This window comes from Cellulomonas sp. S1-8, from assembly GCF_026184235.1.
In the GTDB taxonomy this organism is placed as follows: domain Bacteria; phylum Actinomycetota; class Actinomycetes; order Actinomycetales; family Cellulomonadaceae; genus Cellulomonas.
Genome location: NZ_CP110806.1, coordinates 314,218 through 335,862, shown reverse-complemented (window position 1 = coordinate 335,862; position 21,645 = coordinate 314,218). Strand labels below are relative to the sequence as shown.

The following is a 21,645-nucleotide window of genomic DNA, read 5'->3' as shown; positions in this document are numbered from 1 at the left end:
GTGGAATTCCCCGCCTGTGGAGTTCACTGGTTCCATGAGCGACGCAGTGATCGACATCCAGGGCCTGACCAAGTCGTTCGGCCGGTTCCGCGCCCTCGACGGCCTCGACCTGCACGTCGAGCGGGGACAGGTCCACGGCTTCCTGGGCCCGAACGGCGCGGGCAAGTCCACGACCATCCGCGTGCTGCTGGGCCTGCTGCGGGCCGACGCGGGAACGGTCCGGCTGCTCGGCGGCGACCCGTGGCGGGACGTCGTCGAGCTGCACCGGCGCCTCGCGTACGTCCCCGGCGACGTCTCGCTGTGGCCGAGCATGACCGGCGGCGAGGCGATCGACCTGCTGGGCGCGTTGCGCGGCGGCCTGGACGAGCAGCGCCGCGCGGACCTCCTCGACCGCTTCGAGCTCGACCCCACCAAGCGCGGCCGGCAGTACTCCAAGGGCAACCGGCAGAAGGTCGCGATCGTCGCGGCGCTCGCGTCCGACGTCGAGCTGCTGGTGCTCGACGAGCCGACCAGCGGCCTGGACCCCCTCATGGAGAACGTGTTCCAGGAGGTGATCGGGGAGGCGAAGCAGCGCGGCACGACCGTGCTGCTCTCGAGCCACATCCTCGCCGAGATCGAGAGCCTGGCCGACCGGATCAGCATCATCCGCGACGGGCGCATCGTGCAGTCCGGCACGCTCACCGACCTGCGCGGCCAGACCCGCACCACCATCCACGCGACCTTGACGCGCGCGCCCGACGCCGCCGCGCTCGGCACCCTGGGCAGCACCCACCTCGACGGGGACCGCCTGGTCGCGACCGTCGACTCCGCCCACGTCGGCGACGCGATGGCCACCCTGACGCCCTACGGCATCACGACGCTCACCGTCGCGCCGCCGTCGCTCGAGAGCCTGTTCCTGCGCCTCTACGGCGACGACGGGAGCACGCGATGAGCGCCGTCGGCACCGCCCTGACGGGGACCCGGCCCCTGCTGCACGCGACCGTCCGGCACGACGGCCGGCACTTCGCGCCCTGGGTCGCGATCGCGACGCTGCTCACCGCGTCGTCGGTCGTCGTCTACCCCTGGGTTTTCCCCGACCTCGCCGCGCGCCGGCTGCTGGCCGCGGCGATCGACGCGAACCCCGCGCTCAGCCTCATCTTCGGGCCCGCGCACGACCTGACGACCGTCGACGGGTTCAACGCGTGGCGCACCCTGGCCCTGGGCGGCTTCCTCGTCGCGCTCGGTGCGATCATCGCCGTCACCCGGGCGACGCGCGCGCAGGAGGACTCGGGACAGGCCGAGCTGCTCGCGTCGGGCGTCATGGGGCGCTCGGCGCGGCTCGTGGCGGGCGTGGCGCTCGCGCTCGTCGGGTCGCTGGCCGCCGGCGTCGTCGCGGGCGTCGTCGCGGCGCTGTGCGGCGGGGGCTGGGAGTCGTCGCTGCTGCTGGGCGCGACGTTCACCGCGAGCGGCTGGATGTTCGCCGGCCTCGCGGCCGTCACCGCGCAGCTCGGGTCCGACGCCCGGACGGCCGGCTCGCTCGCCATCGGGACGCTGGGCGTGCTGTTCGGGTTGCGCGGGTTCTGCGCGGCGCTCGACGCCCCCGCGTGGACGATCTGGGCGAACCCGCTGGGCTGGACGCTCGAGACCCGCCCGGCGAGCGGCGACCACTGGGCGCCGCTGCTGCTCGCGGTGGCGTTCACGGGGACCCTGGTCGCTGTGGCGTTCGTCCTGCAGGCGCGCCGCGACTTCGGCCAGGGGTCGATCGCGCCCCGCCCCGGCCCTGCGCGGGGCACCGCGCGCAGCACGTGGCGCCTCGCCGTGCGCGTGAACCGCGCGCCGGTCGTCACGTGGGCGATCGCGTTCGTCGCCCTGGGCGTGGTCTTCGGCTACTTCACGACGTCGATCAGCGACGTGGTGACCGGCAACGCCGGCGTGCAGCAGATCCTGGCGTCCGGCGCCACCACGCCCGACGAGCTGACCGGCGTGTTCGTGCGCACCGTCCTCGGCCTCGTCGGGATCGTCGCGACCGTCCCCGGCGTGCAGATCCTGCTCCGGCTGCGCGCGGAGGAGCTGGACGACCGCGTCGAGCCGCTGCTCGCCGGTGCCGTCACGCGTGCCCGCTGCTACGCGAGCCACGTCGCCCTCGCCCTGGCCGTGTCGACCGTGAACGTGCTGGTCGCGGGCACGCTGGTGGCCGTCCTCGCGTCCCGCGCGGACATCGGGGTGTCCTTCGCCGAGGTGCTGGTCCAGGCCGTCGCCACGGTGCCCGCCGTCTGGACGGTCGTCGCGCTGTCGGTCGCGGTCGTCGGCGCCCGGCCCGCCGCGAGCCTCGCGGCCTGGGCGGGCGTGCTCGCGTCGTTCGTCCTGACGCTGCTGGGCCCGACGTTCGGCCTCGACGACTGGGTGCTCGGCATCAGCCCGTTCTGGCACGTCCCCGTCATCACCGTCGTCGCCCCTGACTGGTCGGGGCTGGGCTGGATCACGCTCGTGACGGCGGGCCTGGTGGCCGTCGGCTTCGCCGGCTTCCGCCACCGCGACCTGGCCCGCTGAGCCCGTCGGCGACGACGGGCACGGCGAGACGCACGGCGAGACGCACGGCGAGACGCGGACGACGAACGCGGGCTCCTGCCGCCTCTCAGCGATGGTCGGGACAGGAGCCCGCGTCCGACGACATTCTCCCCCACACCCAGCCCGCGAGAGGTCGATCCGGCCCGGCAGGCGAGGCTGGATCGACCTCTCGCGGTGAGGGGTGGGGCTTGGGTCAGCGCGCGCAGCCGACGCGGTCGGCCGCGAGCGTGATGTCGTCGACCCAGACGTCGAAGTGGTCCGGCGTCGGACCGCCCTGGTAGAGCTGCCAGCCGATCTTCACGGTGTCGGCCGTCGGCAGGACGAAGTCCGTGTCCGCGCCGCCGTGCTCGGAGGTGGACACCGTCAGGTCCGGCTGCGGGACGCCGTCGAACCACACCGACACGCGGTTCTCCGGGGCGTACCACTCGAACTCGACGCACTGCCACCGGTCCTCGACGGTGGGCGCGGACTCGCGCCAGCTCGTCCAGTCGCCCGTCGGACCCCCGTCGGCGCCGATGCCCCAGAACGTCGCGTCGGGGCCGACGGTCGGGGCGAACTGCCCGCCGAGCGGGCGGACGACCTCGTCGCTGCCGGACCCGGTGATCTCGACGAGCGTGAAGTGCGCCCAGTCCGGCGCCGTCGGGAAGTCGTCGACCTTGATCCGCAGGCGCCCGTAGAACGTGTTCTCGGCGGCCGCGAAGTCCACCACCTTGAGGAACGCGTACCCGTTGCCCTCGGTGTGCACGCGCAGCACCTTGCCGGCCCGTCCGGCGCGCTCGACCTTCAGCGTGCCGTGCCGGGTGTCGACGCCCCAGTCGAGGCTCGCTGCACCGCCGACGGGCTCGGACTCGAAGTCCTCGCAGAACAGCGCGTCCGTGCGGGCGCACGGACCGCGGTCGCCGGGTCCGTGCCCGGGGCCGCGGCCCCCGTCGAGCTCGCTGCCCGCCGTCGCGGCCGGTGCCACCACCAGCGTGGCGACGGCGAGCGCCGCCACGGTGACCAGGGTTCGGATCGTCCTCATGCGCGCACCAACCGTTCGTCGAAGGGTGGGGGACCCCTCGGATGCTAGGCAGCCGCTCACGGGTGGGTCCCCGAGCGAAACGTTTGGCTGCGCGATCGGGCGGAGTCGCAGAGTGTGAAGCCTTGTTGCCGGGATCCGGCATCAAGGCTTCACACTTTCGCGGGGGGCGGGGGGCGGGGGGTCAGGGTGGGGTGAGGCGGTCGAGCCACTCCGCGAGGAGGTCCTTCTCCGCGGGGCTGAGGGCACCGACGTCGGGGAGGGCCGCGCGGATCGTGCGGGCCGCGACCGCGAGCGGCTCCGCGGCGGGCTCGCCGGGCGCAGCCGACCCGCCGGACGCGGCGGGCGCAGCGGTGGTGATGGCGGCGATGACCGCCTCGCGCGCGATCTCGGGCAGCCGCAGGTCGCGCTCGTCCGGGGGCGTCGAGATGAGGAGCAGCGTCGTCCCGCGGCCCGCGGCGTGCAGGACGTGGGCCGCGGTGGTCTCGTCGACGCGGAGGCGTCCCGCGGCGGCGACCCGCCGCATCATCGCCAGCAGGACCTGCTCCGCGCGCAGCACGGCGGGGGCGGGGCCGTCCGGGCGGGGGGCTCCGCCGTAGACGGCGACGTACACCGCGGGGTTCGCGAGCCCGAAGCCGACGTGCAGGTCGAAGCCGCGGCGCAGGTCCTCCACCGGGTTCTCGGCGCGGGGGCGGTCCGTCTTGTCGGCGAGGTACTCGTCGAACCGGTGCTCCGTGACCGCGTCGAGCAGCCCCTGCTTGTCGCGGAAGAGGCGGTAGAGGGTCGGGGCCTGGACCCCGGCCGCGGCGCTGACGGCGCGCGTCGACATCGCCTCCGGCCCGCCGTCGTCCAGCAGGCGCAGTGCTGCGTCGATGATCCGGGCCCGCACGGTCTCACTCACGTAGCGACGCTAACAGTTCCGGGCGACCTCGCTACTACCGCCGCAACCTGTGGACAGTTAACGGCGATATGTTAGCGTCGTAGTTATCACCGATAACCCGCCGCGACAGGAGCCGACGATGCCCCCCTCCCCCCGCCCGCGCGCAGCCGCCGCGGTCACCGCCGCCACCCTGCTGCTCGCCGCGTGCACGCCGGGCAGCGCCACGCCCGCCGCCACGTCGGTCGCACCCTCAGCCCCCGCCCCGTCGGTGGCGCCGTCCGGCTCGTCCGCTCCGCCCGCCGGCCCGCGGCTCGTCCCCGGCGACGTGACGGAGGTGGCCACCGGCCTCGTCATGCCGTGGGGGCTGACGTTCCTGCCCGACGGCGCCGCCCTGGTCTCGAGCCGCTCGACCGGCGAGATCCTGCACCTGCCCCCGGGCGGCGGGGCGCCGAGCGTCGTCGGCCTCGTCCCCGGGGTCGCGGTCACCTCCGAGGGCGGGCTCCTGGGCATCGTCGCGTCCCCGGACTTCGACGAGGACCGGACCGTCTACGCCTACGCGTCCTCCTCGCCGACCAACCGCGTCCTCGCGCTCACCCTCGCCGACGACCTGCGGTCCCTGCGGGTCGACCGCGTCCTGCTCGACGGCATCGAGACCGCCGACCGGCACCACGGCGGGCGGCTCCGGATCGGCCCCGACGGCCACCTGTGGATCGGCACCGGCGACGCCTTCGACCCGGCCAACGCCGCCGCGGGCGACTCGCTCAACGGCAAGGTCCTGCGGATCGCCACCGACGGGACCATCCCCGACGACAACCCCGCGGACTCCCCCATCTACTCCTCCGGCCACCGCAACGTCCAGGGCATCGCGTTCGGCCCCGACGGCACGGCGTACGCCTCCGAGCTCGGGCACCGCACCTGGGACGAGCTCAACGTCCTGCGGCCCGGGCTCGACTACGGCTGGCCTGCGTCCGAGGGCACGTCGGGCGACCACGGGGAGCCTCCCGTCTTCACGCTCCACCCCGACGACGCGTCGCCGTCCGGCGTCGCCTACGCGGGCGGGTCGATCTGGCTGGGCGCGCTCGGCGGCCGGCGCCTCTGGCAGCTCCCGGTCGACGGCCCGCGCCCGGCGGGCGACCCCGTCGAGTGGTTCACCGGCGAGCACGGCCGCATCCGCACGGTCGAGGTCGCGCCCGACGGCGCGCTGTGGCTCGTCACGTCCAACACGGACCGCGCGACCTGGGGCGGCACCCCGCCGCGCCCCGGCGACGACCGCATCCTGCGCGTCGAGCTCGTCGCCGGGTAGCGGGGGCCGCCCGCCGGTCAGCCCGCCCAGGCGACCTCGACGTCGAGCACCCACGTCACGCCGAAGCGGTCGGTGACCATGCCGTAGAGCGGCGACCAGGCCGCGGGCGCGAGGGGCACGCGGACGGTGGCGCCCTCCGCGAGGCCGTCCCAGTACCGGCGCAGCTCGTCCGCGTCGGTGCCGCGCACGGACACGAAGACGGGGTTCACGCCCGGCTCGTAGGCGGTGTGCGACGGCACGTCGTACGCCATCACCCGGAAGCCGGCGGGTGAGGCGACCTGGCCCCACATGACCTGGTCGGACTCGGCGGGGTCGGTGACGGCGCCCGCCTGGGCGTACGTCACGACGGTCGCGTCGCCGCCGAACGCGGACCCGTAGAGCTCGAGCGCCGCGCGCGCGTCGCCGCGGAAGTTGAGGTGGGTGGTGGTGCTGATGGTCATGGGTGCTCCTCGTTCACGACGCGCCGGGGACGTCCCGGCACCCCTGACGATGCACTGGCATCAGGTCAGTTCCTGGCCTGATGGCGCCTAGGTTCGACCCATGGGGACATCGGGCACGACCACCACGCGGTTGCTGCGGCTGCTGTCGCTGCTGCAGACCCCGCGCGACTGGCCCGGACCCGTGCTGGCCGAGCGCCTCGGCATCAGCCCGCGCACCGTGCGGCGCGACGTGGACCGGCTGCGGGAGATGGGCTACCGCGTCCACGCGGACCGCGGGTCCGTCGGCGGGTACCGCCTGGAGGCCGGCGCCGAGCTGCCCCCGCTGCTGCTCGACGAGGACCAGGTCACGGCGATCGCAGTGGCGCTGCAGGCGGTCCCGCTGCTGGGCACCCACGCCGACGAGGCCGCCGAGCGCGCGCTGGCGACGATCCGCCGCGTCATGCCGCCGCGGCTGCGGCGGCGGGCCGAGGCGCTCGCCTTCGACACCGCGCCGGACGGCACGCGCGCACCCGCGGCCGTCCCGACCGACGTGCTCGTCGCGGTGTCGTCGGCGGTCCGGACGCGGGAGGTCCTGCGGTTCGACTACGCGGGCGGCCGCGGCCCCGACGCCTCCGACGTCGCCGCGCCCGTCGGCACGCCCGCCGGCCCGCGGCGCACCGAGCCGCACCACCTGGTCGCCGCCCTGGGGCGCTGGTACCTCGTCGCGTGGGACCTCGAGCGCGCGGACTGGCGCGTGTTCCGGGTCGACCGGATGACGCCGCGCACCCCGACCGGCCCGCGGTTCGCGCCGCGCACCGTGCCCGGCGGGGACGTGCGGCAGCTGCTCGCGGCGCGGTTCACCGGGGCGACGTCGGGCGGCACGTGGCCGTGCCAGGGCACCGTCGTCCTCGACGCGCCTGCCCGGGACGTCCTGCCGTTCGCGGGTGACGGCGTCGTCGAGGACCTCGGGGACGGGCGCTGCCGCCTGCGGGCGGGGTCCTGGTCGTGGACCGCGCTCGCCGCGCAGCTCGGGCGCTTCGACGCCGACGTGCGGGTCGAGGACCCCGACGAGCTGCGCGACGCGTTCGACCGTCTCGCGACCCGCTACGCGCGCGCCGGCCGCCCCGGCCCGATGGGCGAGCCATCGGCGCCCGACGCTCCCCGCGAAAGTACGTGACACGAACTGTTCGTGCCATGTACCTTCGCGGGGTGAGCGAGACGGCCTCGAACCCCCGGACGGCGCAGCGCTCCTGCGGCGCCGACCTGACGCACCCCCTCGCCCGCCTCGCGCTGCTCGTCCACACGCGCGTGACGGCCGTGGCCGACCGGCACGGGCTCACCCCGATGCAGGCGCGGCTCCTCGCGCTGCTGACGGACGGCCCGTGCCGCATGACCGCCCTCGCGCAGGACCTCGGCGTCGAGAAGCCCGCCCTGACGGGACTCGTCGACCGGGCCGCCGCACGCGACCTGGTCCGGCGGGAGCCCGTGCCGGGCGACCGCCGCGCGACCCAGGTCGTCGTCACCCCCGCCGGCGCGTCGGCGTGCGACGCGTTCCACGCCGAGCTGGCGACGTGCCTCGACGACGTCGTGGCGACGCTGCCCCCGCCCGACCGGACGCGCTACGACGCGTGCACCCGCACGATCGTCACCGCTGCCGACCCGCAGCCCGCGCCCGCACCGGTCCGACCCCTTCCGACAGACAGGACCCCACCATGAGCTTCCACACCCCCACCGGCACGCGCGGCGCCCGGTTCCCCCTGCCGGCGCCGGTCGTCCGCCTGGTCAACCGGTTCACCGCCCGCCGCGTGCGCTCCACCGGCGGGCGCGCCCTCATGGGCGGCATGGACGTCCTGGTGCTCACCACCGTCGGGGCCAAGAGCGGGGAGGAGCGCTCGACGCCCCTCGCGTGGTTCCCCGGCGGGGACGGCACGTGGCTCGTCGTCGCCTCCGCCGCCGGCCAGGTCCGCAACCCCGCCTGGTTCCACAACCTCGCGGCGCACCCGGACCGCGTCCGCATCGAGCTGGACGGGCAGCGCATCGACGTCACCGCCGAGCAGCTGCACGACGACGAGCGTGCCCGCGCGTGGGCCGACCTCACGGCTGCGGGGCCCCAGTTCGGCAAGTACGCCGAGGCGACGGACCGCGAGCTCCCGGTCGTCCGGCTCCGCCGCCGCCCCGACGCCGCCTGACGGCAGAGCGCCGGACGGCAGAGCGCCTGACGGCAGAGCGCCGGACGGCAGAGGGTCAGGTCATGGTGTCGACGACGGGCCGGCGACCGCCCGCGCGGTGACGAGCGTGAAGCCGATGTGCCGGCCCTGGTCCGCCTCGAGCATCGCCAGGACGCCGTCCTCCTGCGTCCCCGACGCCTCGGCGACGGCCCGCTGCCAGACCAGCCAGTCGTGCCAGCCGTCGTCCTGCCAGCGCGCCCGGACGGCGTCGACCGCCCCGGTCGCCGCCCAGCGCTGCTCCCACCACCGCGGGGTGTGCCAGGCCAGCGCCTCCCATCCGACGCACGCGCGGACGTGCGGCGGGAGCGCCTCCACGTCGCCCACCTCGGTCCGGAGCGCCGGGGTGGCGACGCCGATCCCGCCGCCGGGCACGACGAACCGCGCCAGGGAGGGCAGGTAGTGCTCGGAGGTGCCGAAGTACTCGAAGGCGTCGATGCTGACGACCGCGTCGAAGCTGCGGGCGCCGAACGGCAGGGCATGGGCCTCCGCCCGCACGGCGAGCACCCGGTCGCCGACCCCGGCCGCGGCGAACACCGCGGCGGCGTCGTCGGGCGAGACCCACAGGTCGGCCGCGACGACCTGCACGCCGAACTCGTGGGCCAGGAAGACCGAGGTGGCGCCGCGACCCGAGCCGAGGTCGAGCACGCGCATGCCGGGTCGCAGGCCCAGGTCCTGCGCGAGGTCCTCGAGCAGCCACAACGGGTTCGGGCCCATGTCCAGCCCGACCAGCCAGGCGGCGTCGTAGGTGGACGACCGGGGGTGGCGCCCGGTCCGCAGGCCTTCGAGTGCGGTCACGACCCGCACCGAACCACTGCCGCGCCGGTCGTCGCAACGGGATAACGCGGCGTGCGGCGTGCGCCGCGCGCCGTGGTCAGCGGGCGGGAGTGCCGAGCGAGGCCTCGAGGTGGGCGGCGAGGTGCGCCGTGAGGCCGGTGACAGCCCCCGGGACGAGCGCGTAGTACGCCCACACGCCGCGCTTGTCGCGCGTGACGAGGCCGGCGTCGGCGAGGACCTTGAGGTGGTGGGAGACCGTCGGCTGCGAGAGGCCGACCGGTTCGGTGAGGTCGCAGACGCAGGCCTCCGCACCCTCGTGCGCCGCGATGATCGACAGGAGTCGCAGCCGTGTGGGGTCGGCCAGCGCCTTGAGGGACCGGGCCAGGTCGTCGGCGGCCTCGGCGCTCAGCGGCTCCCCCGTGACCGGCGTGCAGCAGGCGCGGCCGGTCGTCGCGACGAGTCCGAGGTCGACGGTCATGCCGACCAGTCTCGCCCACGCATCGTCGGATGTCGATATTGACAGGGGTCGATGGATAGGTCCATCGTTGAGCCATCGACGAACTTCGATGCATGGAGGTAGTGATGGCGGACATCCGGGACCAGGTGCGCGAGCGGTACGCACGGGCGGCGACGCAGGTCGGCGCGACGAGCGGCTGCTGCGGCAGCGACAGCGCCACGAGCTGTGGGGGGCCGAACGCCCCCGAGGTCGACGAGCGCTTCGGCGCCGCCCTTTACGCGGCCCACGACACCGACGCCCTGCCCGTGGAGGCCGTCGCCGCCTCCCTCGGGTGCGGCAACCCGCTGCTCGTCGCCGACCTGCGCGAGGGCGAGCGGGTGCTCGACCTCGGGTCCGGCGGCGGCATCGACGTGCTGCTGTCCGCCCGCCGCGTCGGCCCCACGGGCTTCGCCCACGGCGTCGACATGACCGACGAGATGCTCGAGCTCGCGCGCGCCAACGCCGCGAAGGCCGGCGCGACCAACGTGGCGTTCCACCGCGGCACGATCGAGGACCTCCCGCTGCCGGACGCGAGCGTCGACGTCGTCATCTCCAACTGCGTCGTCAACCTGTCCCCGGACAAGCCGGCCGTGCTGGCCGAGGCGTTCCGCGTCCTGGTCCCCGGCGGGCGCCTCGGCATCTCCGACGTCGTCGCCGAGGACCACCTGAGCCCGGAGCAGCGGGCGGAGCGCGGCTCGTACGTCGGGTGCATCGCCGGGGCGCTGTCGCGCGGCGAATACCTCGACGGGCTCGCGGCGGCCGGCTTCCTCGACGCGACCGTGACGTTCACGCACCCGGTGGCCGACGGCATGCACGGGGCGATCGTGCAGGCACGGAGGCCCGGGGCCTGAGCCGCGTCCCACGTTCCACCGGCTATGCGTTTCACAGGGTGGGAGCGGCGTCGTCGGGTTCCTAGCGTGCAGCGAAGCGTTTCGACGCTCACCTGCCGCGGGAGCTCGACGACGAGCCGCACCCGGCGGGCCCCGACCGAAGGGCATGCCCGTGAGACGACGTACGACGACCCTCGCGACCCTCGCCACCGCGCTGGCGGTGACCGCCGCGACCGTCGCGCCCGCCGCCGCCGGACCGGGCCACGGGCCCGGCCACGGCCGACCCCCGGCCGACGCCGCCGCCGTCGTCGCCGACATGCAGCCCGGCTGGAACCTCGGCAACACGCTCGACGCGGTCGGCGCCGACGAGACCGCATGGGGCAACCCGCGCGTCACGCGCGAGCTGTTCGACCGGCTCGAGAAGCAGGGCTTCGACTCGGTGCGCATCCCCGTCACCTGGGGGCAGCACCAGGGCCCGGCACCCGACCACACGATCGACCCCGTCGTCCTCGACCGTGTCGAGGAGGTCGTCGACCTCGCCCTCGCCGAAGGTCTGTACGTCCTGCTCGACGCCCACCACGACTCGTGGATGTGGACGCACGAGATGGGCACCCGGCACGACGAGGTGCTCACGCAGCTCACCGCGACGTGGCAGCAGATCGCCGACCGGTTCCGCGACCACCCCCGCACGCTGCTGCTCGAGAGCATCAACGAGCCGCAGTTCGCCGGCGTCGACGACGCACAGGCGTACGCGCTGCTCGACGAGCTGAACATCGCGTTCCACGACGTCGTGCGCGGCACCGGCGGACACAACGCGGACCGCGTCCTGGTGCTGCCGACGCTGCACACCAACGCCGACCAGCCGCGCCTCGACGCGCTGGCCGCGACGTTCGCGACGCTCGACGACCCGAACCTCGCGGCGACGTTCCACTTCTACGGCTACTGGCCGTTCAGCGTGAACGTCGCGGGCGGCACCCGGTTCGACGCGGCGGCGATGGCCGACATGACCGGCACGTTCGACCGCGTCCGCACCACGTTCGTCGACCAGGGCGTCCCCGTGATCCTCGGCGAGTACGGGCTGCTGGGCTTCGACCGGCACACCGGGACCATCGAGCAGGGCGAGAAGCTGAAGTTCTTCGAGGAGCTCGGCCACCAGGCGCGCACCGCCGCCGTCACCACGATGTGGTGGGACAACGGCCAGCACCTCGACCGCACGACGTACCGCTGGAAGGACCCGGAGCTGTTCGCGCAGGTCGCGTCCAGCTGGAAGGGCCGCTCGGGCGTCGCGTCGACCGACCAGGTGTTCGTCCGCCCGGGTGCCGTGAGCGACCAGGTCGTGACGCTGCAGCCGAACGGGCGCCGATTCACGGGCCTGTACCTGGGGAAGAAGAAGCTCAGGTCGGGCACGGACTACACCCTCACCGGTGACACGCTCACCCTCCCGGCCGCACTGCTCACCCGCCTGATCGGCGACGGCGCGTACGGCGAGCACGCGGAGCTGCACGTGCGGTTCGACCGCGGCGTCCCGTGGCGCGTCGACGTCGTCGCAGCCGACACCCCGGTGCTCGCGTCCGCCACCGGCACCACCGAGGACTTCGCCGTCCCGACGGCCTTCAACGGCGACCGCCTCGCGACCATGGAGGCCCGCTACGCCGACGGCTCGAACGCCGGCCCGCACTCCTGGACGTCGTACAAGGAGTTCGACGTGACGTTCGCCCCCGACACCGAGGCCGGCCGGATCGTCCTGCGCCCGGCGTTCTTCGCCGAGACCACCGACGGCGTCCCGGTGACACTGACGTTCCACTTCTGGAGCGGCGACACGGTCACGTACACGGTCCAGCGCGACGGCGCCGCGGTGACGGGCGCGGCAGCACCGGCCGGGACGGCAGCACCGGCCGGGACGACGGGCGCGGCCGGCTGACCGCGAGATGCCGGAGCGGACCGCCGGGCGCTCGGCCATGCTGAGCGCCCGGCGCCGCGACCGCGCGGCCCACATGGTGAGGAGAGTCCCGTGCTCGTCGCGCTCTGGATCGTCAACGGACTGCTCGCGCTGGCCTTCCTCGGTGCGGGCCTGCTCAAGGTGACCCGCACCAACGAGCAGCTGCGCGACGCGGGCATGACCTGGACGGAGGGCTTCACGTCCCGCCAGGTCACGCTCATCGGCGTCGCCGAGGTGCTCGGCGCCCTGGGGCTCGTGCTGCCGCTGGCCACCGGCATCGCTCCGGTGCTGGCACCGGTGGCGGCGGTGGCGCTCGCCGGGACGATGGTCGGGGCGGTCGTCGTCCACGTCCGCCGCTCCGAGTCACCCGCACCCGCGGTGGCCCTGGGTGTGCTGAGCCTCGTCAGCGCGGTGCTCGGCTTCGTCGTGCTGCTCGGCTGAGCTACGTCGTGCTCGGCCGGGCTAGGTCGTGCTCGGCCGAGCCGGGCGTCAGCCCCCGCCGCCCGCTCGCCAGGGGTTGCTCGCGTCGGTCGCGACCGGCCGCCGCGCGACCCGGACCGCGTACGTCGGACGTTCTGTGCCGTCGACGGTCCCGAGGTACGCGTGCCCGGTCATGTGGCACCAGACCGGCAGATCGATGGGCGCGACGGGATCGACGGTCACGAGGTGCACGACCGAGCCCGCCGGCAGCGTCGCCACGCGGTCGCGCAGGAGCAGCAGCAGACGGGCGCACCCGAGGTCGCCACCGTCGAGGGTCACGACGGCGTCCATGGTCGTCACGCTAGCGCCTGGCACGGGCGCGCCTGTCGGCGGCACCTCCGGCACCGAAACTTTTCGGTCCCCTGATGGGTGAATGAAGAGGGTTGACTCCTGTCACTCGTCCGTGTACTCGAACAGCAAGCGTTTCCCGTGAGCGCGAGTACCTAAACATTTCATCGCCCGAATGGCGGGTACGTTGGGCCCGCTCCCACGGTCCAGGCTGCGTGGATATCGGTTTCGATGTCGGACAACGCCGTCAGACACAGCCGTGGGGAACGCACCGTCGGCCCGACCAGAGGAGCTCCGAGCCGACTATCCCGTCACCGTCCCTCTTCCCCAAAGCTCAAGGGAGTGCACCAAGCATGACCGAAACTTTCGTCTCCACCCGTCGCCGGACGCTCCGCGCGTCCCTCGCCGCGCTCGCCGCCGGCGCCCTGGTCGCAGGCACCGTCGCCCTCGCGACCCCCGCCGCGGCGGCCACGATCACGACCAACCAGACCGGCACCGACGGTCTGTGGTACTCGTTCTGGACCGACAGCCAGGGCACCGTCTCCTCCAACATGAACGGCGGCGGCGCCTACACGACGAACTGGTCGAACACCGGCAACTTCGTCATCGGCAAGGGCTGGTCCAAGGGCGACAGCGGCAAGGTCGTGAACTACTCCGGGTCGTTCAACCCCTCGGGCAACGCCTACCTCACCCTGTACGGGTGGACCAACGGCCCGCTGATCGAGTACTACATCGTCGACTCCTGGGGCACCTACCGGCCCACCGGCACCCACAAGGGCACCGTCACCACCGACGGCGGCACCTACGACATCTACGAGACCACCCGCGTCAACGCCCCCTCCATCGAGGGCAACAGCTCGACGTTCAAGCAGTTCTGGTCGGTCCGCCAGTCCAAGCGCGTCGGCGGCACCATCACCGCCGGCAACCACTTCTCCGCCTGGGCGTCCAAGGGCATGCAGCTGGGCAACCACAACTACATGATCATGGCGACCGAGGGCTACCAGTCCTCCGGCAACTCGAACATCAACGTCAGCACGGGCACCTCCTCCGGCGGCGGCAACACCGGTGGCGGCAACACGGGCGGTGGCAACACCGGCGGCGGCAACACCGGCGGCTCGTCGTGCACCGCGACGGCGACCAAGGGCCAGGAGTGGGGCGACCGCTTCAACGTCACCTACACCGTGTCCGGCAAGTCGAACTGGTCCGTGACGGTCTACCCGAGCAACGGCCAGTCGGTCCAGAGCGCCTGGGGCGCCAACCGCAACGGCAACACCTTCACCCCGAACGGCTCCAACAGCTTCGGCGTGACGTACTACAAGGGCAGCAACAACGTGAACTGGACGCCCACCGGCGTCTGCTCCTAGCGGCCTGACAGGGGGTGCCGGGTCCTTCGAGGCCCGGCACCCCCTGGGCACGTCCCGGCCCGTCGACAACGCCGCCGACGGACTTCTCCCCGTCTCACCCCGAGGAAGTGCATCCCCGTGACCCTCACCCCTCACCCCCGCCGGCAGCGCTCGCTGCGCATGCTCGCGGGCCTCACCGCCACCAGCGCGGTCCTCGCTGGCGGGCTCGCCCTGGCGCCGTCGGCCAGCGCCGCGGACTGCTCGTCCGGCTACGTCGCCCTGACGTTCGACGACGGCCCCACGGCCGCCACGACGAACCAGCTCATCAACGCGCTGCGGGCCGGCAACGCGACGGCCACCGTCTTCCCGACGGGCCAGAACGCCCAGAACAACGCCTCGCTCATGCAGGCCTACAAGAACGCCGGCCTGCAGATCGGCAACCACAGCTGGGACCACCCGCACCTGATCCAGCAGAGCGCCGCCAACGTCCAGTCGCAGCTCTCGCGCACGCAGACCGCGATCCAGAACACGGCCGGCGTGACCCCGAAGATCTTCCGCCCGCCGTACGGCGAGACGAACAGCACCGTGAACTCGGCGGCCTCCGGCCTCGGGCTGCGCGTGGTCACCTGGGACATCGACACCCAGGACTACAACAACGTGTCCTCGCAGCAGATCCGCTCGGCGGTGTCGCGCGCGTCCAACGGCCAGGTCGTCCTCATGCACGACTGGCCGACGAACACGATCCAGGCGCTGCCCGGCATCCTGCAGGACCTGCAGTCGCGCAACCTGTGCACGGGCCACATCTCCGCGTCCACCGGCCGCGCGGTCGCCGCCTCCGGCACGCCCACCACGAACCCCACGACCAACCCGACCACGAACCCCACCGCGAACCCCACCACCCCGAGCACCGGCTCCTGCACCGCGACCGCGACCAAGGGCCAGGAGTGGGGCGACCGCTTCAACGTCACCTACACCGTGACCGGCAAGTCGAACTGGTCCGTCACCGTCTACCCGAGCAACGGGCAGTCGATCCAGAGCGCCTGGGGCGCCAACCGCAACGGCAACACCTTCACCCCGAACGGCTCCAACAGCTTCGGCGTCACGTACTACAAGGGCAGCAACAACGTGAACTGGACGCCCACCGGCGTCTGCGCGTAGCAGCCCGACGGGCGGGGTCGCGGCACGGTCCGCGGCCCCGCCCGTCCGGCGCGGAGCGCGCACCGAGTCGGCTTTCACGTCCGGGCGTCTCGAATGTTGCGACGCCTGGCCCTCGTTCTTTCGGCCCGCCGGATGCCCGGCTTCGACGGCCCGCCACCCGGTGCGGAGCTCGCGCGCACGTCGGACCGGCGCGACCCGGTCCAGTGGTTAAACGATAAAGCAGCCCTGCCTCCTGTTCATCTTTGCCGCGCGCGCGGCGACACTGTCTGGACACCGGCCGGACCTCATCTCACGCAACCCGTCACGGTCCGGTGCCTCGACCGGCGACTCCGCCCCGAGCACCGCGGATCGAGGACCTGTCCGCTCGACGCGTGCACAAGGGAGTGCTCCGATGTCCGACAGTTTCGCTCTGCCCCGTTCCACGACCCGCCGCCGGCTCCGCGCCGCTCTCGGCGTCGTCGCCGCCGGCGCCCTGATCGCCGGCACCGTCGCCCTCGCGACCCCCGCCGCAGCGGTGACCGTCAACAGCAACCAGACCGGCAACAGCGGCGGCTACTGGTTCTCCTTCTGGACCGACAGCCCTGGCACGGTCTCGTCCGGCATGAACGACGGCGGCAACTACACGACGCAGTGGTCGAACACCGGCAACTTCGTCATCGGCAAGGGCTGGCAGACCGGCACCGGCCGCGCGGTGTCCTACTCGGGGTCGTTCAACCCGTCCGGCAACGCCTACCTGACGCTGTACGGGTGGACCACCGGCCCGCTCGTCGAGTACTACATCGTCGACTCCTGGGGCACCTACCGGCCCACCGGCACCCACAAGGGCACCGTGACGACCGACGGCGGCACCTACGACATCTACCAGACGACGCGCTACAACGCGCCGTCCATCCAGGGCAACGCGACCTTCAACCAGTACTGGTCCGTGCGCCAGTCCAAGCGGGTCGGCGGCACCATCACCGCCCAGAACCACTTCAACGCCTGGTCGCAGGCGGGCATGCAGCTCGGCTCGCAGAACTACCAGATCATGGCGACCGAGGGGTACCAGTCCTCCGGCAACTCGAACATCACCGTCGGCACGGGCTCGCCCTCGACCGGCGGCGGCGGCAACAACGGTGGTGGCGGCAACACCGGCGGCGGCTCGACCGGCGGCAACAACAGCGGCAGCAACACCACCAACGGCTGCACGGTCAGCTGGACCCGGGGCGAGGAGTGGAGCGACCGCTTCAACGTCACGTACACCGTGTCCGGCCGGTCGAACTGGTCCGTGACGGTCTACCCGAACTCGGGCCAGTCCGTCCAGAACTCGTGGGGCGCCACCCGCAGCGGCAACACGTTCCGCCAGAGCGGCTCGAACAGCTTCGGTGTGACGTACTACAAGGGCTCGCAGAACATCAACTACATCCCCTGGGGCATCTGCTCCTGACGGGCCTGCGCGCCGAGGCGTGAGGGGATGCGCTCGCACATCCCCTCACGCCTCGCGTGTTCCCCCGTCCCGCACTGATGGCAAGGACGACCCGTACCCGCTTGTGAACGTTCACCGGCTCGACCGGCGAGAACGCCGGTCCGCCCGACAGCAAGGAGAGATCGTGCCTCATCTCAGACCCACCACCCGACGCCGCTGGGGAGCGCTGGTTGCGACCGCTGCGCTCGCCGTGAGCGGCCTCGCCGCCGCCCTGCCCGCGACCGCGCTGCCCGGCGGCCCGATCGCGGCCGCCCCGACTGCCGGGTGCGGCAGGGCCGCGGCTCTGAGCACCGGCAACCACACCCTCACCAGCGGCGGGCAGTCCCGCCAGTACCGGCTCGACGTGCCCGCGGGCTACGACCCGAACCGGCAGTACCGCCTCGTGGTCGGCCTGCACTGGCTGAACGGCACGTCCCAGGACGTGGTCAACCAGAACTTCTACGGCCTGAAGCCGCTGGCGAACAACAGCACGATCTTCGTCGCACCGCAGGGCATCGACAACGGGTGGCCGAACACCAACGGGCGCGACGTGACGTTCATCGACGACCTGCTGCGCACCCTGGACGCCGCGCTGTGCATCGACACCACGCAGCGCTTCGCCACCGGGTTCAGCTACGGCGGCGGCATGAGCAACGCCCTGGCCTGCGCGCGGGCCGACGTGTTCCGCGCCGTGGCCGTCCTGAACGGCGCCCAGCTCTCCGGCTGCGCCGGGGGCACCGCCCCCATCGCCTACCTCGGGTCCCACGGCATCGCCGACTCCGTCCTGAACATCTCCCAGGGACGCGCCCTGCGCGACCGCGCACTGCGCAACAACGGCTGCACCGCCCAGAACGCCCCCGAGCCCGGACAGGGCAGCGGCACCCACACCAAGACCACCTACTCCTGCCGCGCAGGGTTCCCGGTCGTGTGGATCGCCAACGACAGCGACCACCAGTGGGACGCCCGCGACCGCAACCAGCAGCAGTCCCACGTGCCCGGGGAGATCTGGTCGTTCTTCTCCGCGCTGACGTCGACGACGCCCACCCCGACGCCCACGCCGTCCGTGACTCCCACGCCGACGCCCACCCCGTCGGTCACACCCACCCCGACGCCGTCCGTGACAGCCACGCCGACGCCCACGCCGTCCGCGACACCCACTCCCAACCCGGGCGGTTGCACCGTCAGCTGGGCCCGCGGCCAGGAGTGGGGCGACCGCTTCAACGTCACCTACACGGTCTCCGGCCGGTCGAGCTGGACCGTGACGGTCTACCCGAACTCGGGACAGTCGATCCAGAACTCCTGGGGCGCCACCCGTACCGGCAACACGTTCCGCCAGAGCGGCACGAACAGCTTCGGCGTGACGTACTACAAGGGCTCGCAGAACATCAACTGGATCCCCTGGGGCGTCTGCTCCTGACGACCACGACGAGCGATGCGTCCACGACGCCCGCCTCCCGGCCGGACCCCCGGCACGGGCGGCGGGCGTCGCCGCGTCCTCCCGACGTCCACCCCCGCGGGTGCACCGACGCTGCGTAAACGATTTGCACGTCGCTCGGGCCGTTCACCTGCGGATTCGCCCCGGCCAGACTGGCAACGCCCGGACCGCACGACGCGCACCTGCGTCCGCGGCACCGGGCACGAGCCGGTGAGCGCCCCCGCCCCGCCCGCTCCCCTCCGGTCCACAGATCTGCCGCACAAAGGAGCTCCGCGATGCTCGACATCCTCGACACAGCCCGACCGGCCAGGCGGGGGCAGCGCACCCTGCGCGCCCTCCTGGGCACGGTCGCCGCTGCCACGTTGGCCGTGGGCGGCGTCGCAGCCGCCGCGCCCGCCGTCGCGGCGACGATCACGACCAACCAGACCGGCACCGACGGCCTGTGGTACTCGTTCTGGACCGACAGCCAGGGCACCGTCTCCTCCAACATGAACGGCGGCGGCGCCTACACGACGAACTGGTCGAACACCGGCAACTTCGTCATCGGCAAGGGCTGGTCCAAGGGCGACAGCGGCAAGGTCGTGAACTACTCCGGCCAGTTCAACCCCTCGGGCAACGCCTACCTCACCCTGTACGGGTGGACCAACGGCCCGCTGATCGAGTACTACATCGTCGACTCCTGGGGCACCTACCGGCCCACCGGCACCCACAAGGGCACCGTCACCACCGACGGCGGCACCTACGACATCTACGAGACCACCCGCGTCAACGCCCCCTCCATCGAGGGCAACAGCTCGACGTTCAAGCAGTTCTGGTCGGTCCGCCAGTCCAAGCGCGTCGGCGGCACCATCACCGCCGGCAACCACTTCTCCGCCTGGGCGTCCAAGGGCATGCAGCTGGGCAACCACAACTACATGATCATGGCGACCGAGGGCTACCAGTCCTCCGGCAACTCGAACATCACGGTGTCCGAGGGTGCGGGCGGCGGCGGCGGGAACACCGGTGGCGGGAACACGGGTGGCGGGAACACCGGCGGCGGGAACACCGGTGGCGGGACCTCGAACGGCTGCACCGTCACCGCGACACCCGTCGCGGGAGAGTCGTGGGGTGACCGCTTCAACGTCAGCTACACCGTCTCCGGCGCCACCAGCTGGTCGGTGACGGTCAACCCGGGATCGGGCCAGTCGATCCAGAACTCCTGGAACGCGACCCGCTCGGGCAACACCTTCACGTCGGCCGGCAACCAGACCTTCGGCGTGACGTACTACTCCGGCGGCAACAGCGCCACGCCGTCCGCCTCGTGCACGGCCGCGGGCGGCAGCACCGGCGGAGGCAACACGGGCGGCGGCAACACGGGCGGCGGGAACACCGGCGGCGGCAACACGGGCGGCGGCAACACCGGCGGCGGCGCGACGCAGAGCTGCACCGGCGGCTACGTGGCCCTGACGTTCGACGACGGCCCCACGGCCGCCACGACGAACCAGCTCATCAGCGCCCTGCGGGCCGGCAACGCGACGGCCACCGTCTTCCCGACCGGCTCCAACGCGCAGAACAACGCCTCGCTCATGCAGGCCTACAAGAACGCCGGCCTGCAGATCGGCAACCACAGCTGGGACCACCCGCACCTGATCCAGCAGAGCCAGAGCGACGTGCAGTCGCAGCTCTCGCGCACCCAGACGGCGATCCAGAACACTGCCGGCGTGACGCCCCAGATCTTCCGTCCGCCGTACGGCGAGGTCAACAACACCGTGAACTCGGTCGCGTCGGGTCTCGGCCTGCGCGTGGTCACGTGGGACGTCGACTCGCAGGACTACAACAACGTCTCGGCGCAGCAGATCCGCTCGGCCGCGCAGCGTCTGACGAACGGCCAGGTCATCCTCATGCACGACTGGCCGACCAACACGATCCAGGCCCTGCCCGGCATCCTGCAGGACCTGCAGTCGCGCAACCTGTGCACGGGCCACATCTCGCCGTCCACCGGCCGCGCGGTCGCCCCGACCGGCAGCAGCACCGGCGGCGGCAACACCGGCGGGGGCAGCACCGGCGGTGGCAACACCGGCGGCGGCAGCACCGGCGCGTGCACCGTCACCGGCACCAAGGCCGAGTCGTGGGGCGACCGCTTCAACGTCACCTACACCGTGTCCGGCGCCTCGAGCTGGTCGGTCACCGTCAACCCGGGCTCGGGCCAGTCGATCCAGAGCTCCTGGAACGCCACCCGCTCCGGCAACACCCTGACGTCGGCCGGCAACAACAGCTTCGGCGTGACGTTCTACTCCGGCGGCAACAGCGCCGTCCCGTCGGCCAGCTGCACCGCACGCTGACCCACCGCAGGACCCTCGGGGCCGTCCGCCGGAGCACTCCGGCGGACGGCCCCGAGCCGTTCACGACGCCCGGCCCGGTCGACGCAGCCCCCGCTACGCTCGGCGGGTGTACGTCCCCGTCTTCAACGCCCTCGACGACGACTCCGAGATCCGCGCGCTCGTCGCGGCCGCCGGCTCAGCCGAGCTGGTGACCGTCGGCACCGACGGCTACCCCACGTCGACCCTGCTCCCCGTCGTGTGGGACGGGGACCGCCTCGTCCTGCACATGGCCCGCGCCAACCCGCAGTGGCGGACCATCGGCGACGACGCGCCGGTGCTGGCCGTCGTGACCGGGCCGCAGGCGTACGTGTCGGCGTCCTGGTACCCGAGCAAGGCCGAGCACGGCCGCATGGTGCCGACGTGGAACTACTCCGCCGTGCACCTCACGGGCCGCGCGCGCGTGCGCACCGACGCCGCGTGGTTGCACGAGGCGGTCACCCTGCTCACGGACCAGCACGAGTCCGGCCGCGCCGACCGCTGGCACGTCACCGACGCACCCGCGGGGTTCGTCGAGAAGCAGCTGCGGGCCGTCGTCGGCATCGAGGTGCTCGTCGAGCGCGTCGAGGCCAAGGCCAAGCTCAGCCAGAACCGCTCGGCACCGGACCACGCGGGCGTGGTCGCGGGCCTGACGGCCGAGGGCGACCCCCAGGCCGCGGCGGTCGCCCACGCGATGCACCGCACCGGCCCCCGCGCCTGACCGGTC

Annotated in this window: 20 protein-coding genes and 1 pseudogene; 15 read left to right on the top strand and 6 right to left on the bottom strand. The window is 73.0% G+C overall.

Annotated features, from left to right (window positions below; all coding sequences use genetic code 11):
• Positions 1-34 precede the first annotated feature (34 nt).
• Entirely contained in the window at positions 35-931 is an 897-nt protein-coding gene (locus tag OKX07_RS01535) for an ABC transporter ATP-binding protein (protein WP_265630102.1), read from the top strand.
• Positions 928-2,529, top strand: coding sequence for an ABC transporter permease (locus OKX07_RS01530; protein WP_265630101.1), 1,602 nt, complete (start codon positions 928-930; stop codon positions 2,527-2,529). Before OKX07_RS01535 ends, OKX07_RS01530 begins: the two co-directional genes overlap by 4 nt.
• A gap of 211 nt (positions 2,530-2,740) precedes the next feature.
• Here the strand turns inward: OKX07_RS01530 and OKX07_RS01525 are convergent, their stop codons facing one another.
• Both OKX07_RS01525 and OKX07_RS01520 read right to left on the bottom strand, forming a co-directional pair.
• Positions 2,741-3,568 carry a hypothetical protein gene (locus OKX07_RS01525; RefSeq protein WP_265630100.1) on the bottom strand — a complete coding sequence of 276 codons (828 nt, stop codon included), beginning with the start codon at positions 3,566-3,568 and terminating at the stop codon, positions 2,741-2,743.
• Between the two features lie 181 nt (positions 3,569-3,749).
• Complete coding sequence (locus OKX07_RS01520; protein ID WP_265630099.1) at positions 3,750-4,466, bottom strand: TetR/AcrR family transcriptional regulator; 717 nt, start codon at positions 4,464-4,466, stop codon at positions 3,750-3,752.
• A gap of 118 nt (positions 4,467-4,584) precedes the next feature.
• Between OKX07_RS01520 and OKX07_RS01515 the strand changes: the two genes are divergently transcribed.
• Entirely contained in the window at positions 4,585-5,748 is a 1,164-nt protein-coding gene (locus OKX07_RS01515) for a PQQ-dependent sugar dehydrogenase (protein ID WP_265630098.1), read from the top strand.
• A 17-nt stretch (positions 5,749-5,765) separates the two neighbouring features.
• On the opposite strand, the gene OKX07_RS01510 is transcribed toward OKX07_RS01515, so the two are convergent.
• Entirely contained in the window at positions 5,766-6,188 is a 423-nt protein-coding gene (locus OKX07_RS01510) for a VOC family protein (protein ID WP_265630097.1), read from the bottom strand.
• Between the two features lie 100 nt (positions 6,189-6,288).
• On the opposite strand from OKX07_RS01510, the gene OKX07_RS01505 reads away from it, so the two are divergent.
• The 3 genes from OKX07_RS01505 to OKX07_RS01495 are packed head-to-tail and all read left to right on the top strand — an operon-like array spanning position 6,289 to position 8,356.
• Positions 6,289-7,344 carry a helix-turn-helix transcriptional regulator gene (locus OKX07_RS01505; RefSeq protein WP_265630096.1) on the top strand — a complete coding sequence of 352 codons (1,056 nt, stop codon included), beginning with the start codon at positions 6,289-6,291 and terminating at the stop codon, positions 7,342-7,344.
• Between the two features lie 32 nt (positions 7,345-7,376).
• Complete coding sequence (locus tag OKX07_RS01500) at positions 7,377-7,883, top strand: MarR family winged helix-turn-helix transcriptional regulator (protein ID WP_265630095.1); 507 nt, start codon at positions 7,377-7,379, stop codon at positions 7,881-7,883.
• Positions 7,880-8,356 (top strand): nitroreductase/quinone reductase family protein, encoded by a 477-nt coding sequence (locus OKX07_RS01495; protein ID WP_265630094.1) that lies wholly within the window; start codon positions 7,880-7,882, stop codon positions 8,354-8,356. The genes OKX07_RS01500 and OKX07_RS01495 overlap by 4 nt, the downstream gene beginning before the upstream one ends.
• Before the next feature lie 60 nt (positions 8,357-8,416).
• Here OKX07_RS01495 and OKX07_RS01490 read toward each other — a convergent pair whose 3' ends face one another.
• Together OKX07_RS01490 and OKX07_RS01485 are read right to left on the bottom strand one after the other, a co-directional pair.
• Complete coding sequence (locus OKX07_RS01490; protein ID WP_265630093.1) at positions 8,417-9,190, bottom strand: SAM-dependent methyltransferase; 774 nt, start codon at positions 9,188-9,190, stop codon at positions 8,417-8,419.
• Between the two features lie 76 nt (positions 9,191-9,266).
• Complete coding sequence (locus tag OKX07_RS01485; RefSeq protein WP_265630092.1) at positions 9,267-9,647, bottom strand: ArsR/SmtB family transcription factor; 381 nt, start codon at positions 9,645-9,647, stop codon at positions 9,267-9,269.
• Positions 9,648-9,751: 104 nt separating this feature from the next.
• On the opposite strand from OKX07_RS01485, the gene arsM reads away from it, so the two are divergent.
• The 3 genes from arsM (at position 9,752) to OKX07_RS01470 (ending at position 12,875) form a co-directional block, all read left to right on the top strand.
• Positions 9,752-10,516, top strand: coding sequence for an arsenite methyltransferase (gene arsM / locus OKX07_RS01480; RefSeq protein WP_265630091.1), 765 nt, complete (start codon positions 9,752-9,754; stop codon positions 10,514-10,516).
• A 145-nt stretch (positions 10,517-10,661) separates the two neighbouring features.
• The gene (locus OKX07_RS01475; protein ID WP_416220811.1) at positions 10,662-12,416 is read left to right on the top strand and encodes a cellulase family glycosylhydrolase; all 1,755 of its coding nucleotides are present in this window, start codon (positions 10,662-10,664) and stop codon (positions 12,414-12,416) included.
• Positions 12,417-12,506: 90 nt separating this feature from the next.
• Entirely contained in the window at positions 12,507-12,875 is a 369-nt protein-coding gene (locus tag OKX07_RS01470; RefSeq protein WP_265630088.1) for a DoxX family protein, read from the top strand.
• Between the two features lie 48 nt (positions 12,876-12,923).
• Here the strand turns inward: OKX07_RS01470 and OKX07_RS01465 are convergent, their stop codons facing one another.
• Positions 12,924-13,205, bottom strand: coding sequence for a sulfurtransferase TusA family protein (locus tag OKX07_RS01465; RefSeq protein ID WP_265630087.1), 282 nt, complete (start codon positions 13,203-13,205; stop codon positions 12,924-12,926).
• Positions 13,206-13,555: 350 nt separating this feature from the next.
• Here OKX07_RS01465 and OKX07_RS01460 point away from each other — a divergent pair, with 350 nt between their 5' ends.
• From OKX07_RS01460 to OKX07_RS01430, 6 genes and pseudogenes are all read left to right on the top strand, one after another.
• A complete protein-coding gene (locus OKX07_RS01460; protein ID WP_322746815.1) occupies positions 13,556-14,566 on the top strand; it encodes a glycoside hydrolase family 11 protein in 1,011 nt (336 codons plus the stop codon).
• 117 nt (positions 14,567-14,683) lie between these two features.
• Positions 14,684-15,703: a polysaccharide deacetylase family protein gene (locus OKX07_RS01455; protein WP_265630086.1), complete on the top strand. Its 1,020-nt coding sequence runs from the start codon at positions 14,684-14,686 to the stop codon at positions 15,701-15,703.
• A gap of 391 nt (positions 15,704-16,094) precedes the next feature.
• Positions 16,095-16,778: pseudogene (locus tag OKX07_RS20370) on the top strand (glycoside hydrolase family 11 protein); the annotation flags it as partial.
• A 514-nt stretch (positions 16,779-17,292) separates the two neighbouring features.
• Entirely contained in the window at positions 17,293-18,564 is a 1,272-nt protein-coding gene (locus OKX07_RS01445) for a cellulose-binding protein (protein WP_265630085.1), read from the top strand.
• 293 nt (positions 18,565-18,857) lie between these two features.
• Complete coding sequence (locus tag OKX07_RS01435) at positions 18,858-20,903, top strand: glycoside hydrolase family 11 protein (protein ID WP_322746813.1); 2,046 nt, start codon at positions 18,858-18,860, stop codon at positions 20,901-20,903.
• Between the two features lie 106 nt (positions 20,904-21,009).
• Positions 21,010-21,639, top strand: coding sequence for an FMN-binding negative transcriptional regulator (locus tag OKX07_RS01430; RefSeq protein WP_265630084.1), 630 nt, complete (start codon positions 21,010-21,012; stop codon positions 21,637-21,639).
• The last annotated feature ends 6 nt before the right edge of the window (positions 21,640-21,645 follow it).

What these genes read in the sequence shown, in the direction of transcription:
- OKX07_RS01475 (WP_416220811.1), top strand. Translation starts at nt 10,662, where the DNA reads ATGCCCGTGAGACGACGTACGACGACCCTCGCGACCCTCGCCACCGCG.
- arsM (WP_265630091.1), top strand. Translation starts at nt 9,752, where the DNA reads ATGGCGGACATCCGGGACCAGGTGCGCGAGCGGTACGCACGGGCGGCG.
- OKX07_RS01535 (WP_265630102.1), top strand. Translation starts at nt 35, where the DNA reads ATGAGCGACGCAGTGATCGACATCCAGGGCCTGACCAAGTCGTTCGGC.
- OKX07_RS01530 (WP_265630101.1), top strand. Translation starts at nt 928, where the DNA reads ATGAGCGCCGTCGGCACCGCCCTGACGGGGACCCGGCCCCTGCTGCAC.
- OKX07_RS01495 (WP_265630094.1), top strand. Translation starts at nt 7,880, where the DNA reads ATGAGCTTCCACACCCCCACCGGCACGCGCGGCGCCCGGTTCCCCCTG.
- OKX07_RS01505 (WP_265630096.1), top strand. Translation starts at nt 6,289, where the DNA reads ATGGGGACATCGGGCACGACCACCACGCGGTTGCTGCGGCTGCTGTCG.
- OKX07_RS01485 (WP_265630092.1), bottom strand. Translation starts at nt 9,647, where the DNA reads ATGACCGTCGACCTCGGACTCGTCGCGACGACCGGCCGCGCCTGCTGC.
- OKX07_RS01515 (WP_265630098.1), top strand. Translation starts at nt 4,585, where the DNA reads ATGCCCCCCTCCCCCCGCCCGCGCGCAGCCGCCGCGGTCACCGCCGCC.
- OKX07_RS01510 (WP_265630097.1), bottom strand. Translation starts at nt 6,188, where the DNA reads ATGACCATCAGCACCACCACCCACCTCAACTTCCGCGGCGACGCGCGC.
- OKX07_RS01460 (WP_322746815.1), top strand. Translation starts at nt 13,556, where the DNA reads ATGACCGAAACTTTCGTCTCCACCCGTCGCCGGACGCTCCGCGCGTCC.
- OKX07_RS01525 (WP_265630100.1), bottom strand. Translation starts at nt 3,568, where the DNA reads ATGAGGACGATCCGAACCCTGGTCACCGTGGCGGCGCTCGCCGTCGCC.
- OKX07_RS01465 (WP_265630087.1), bottom strand. Translation starts at nt 13,205, where the DNA reads ATGGACGCCGTCGTGACCCTCGACGGTGGCGACCTCGGGTGCGCCCGT.
- OKX07_RS01435 (WP_322746813.1), top strand. Translation starts at nt 18,858, where the DNA reads ATGCTCGACATCCTCGACACAGCCCGACCGGCCAGGCGGGGGCAGCGC.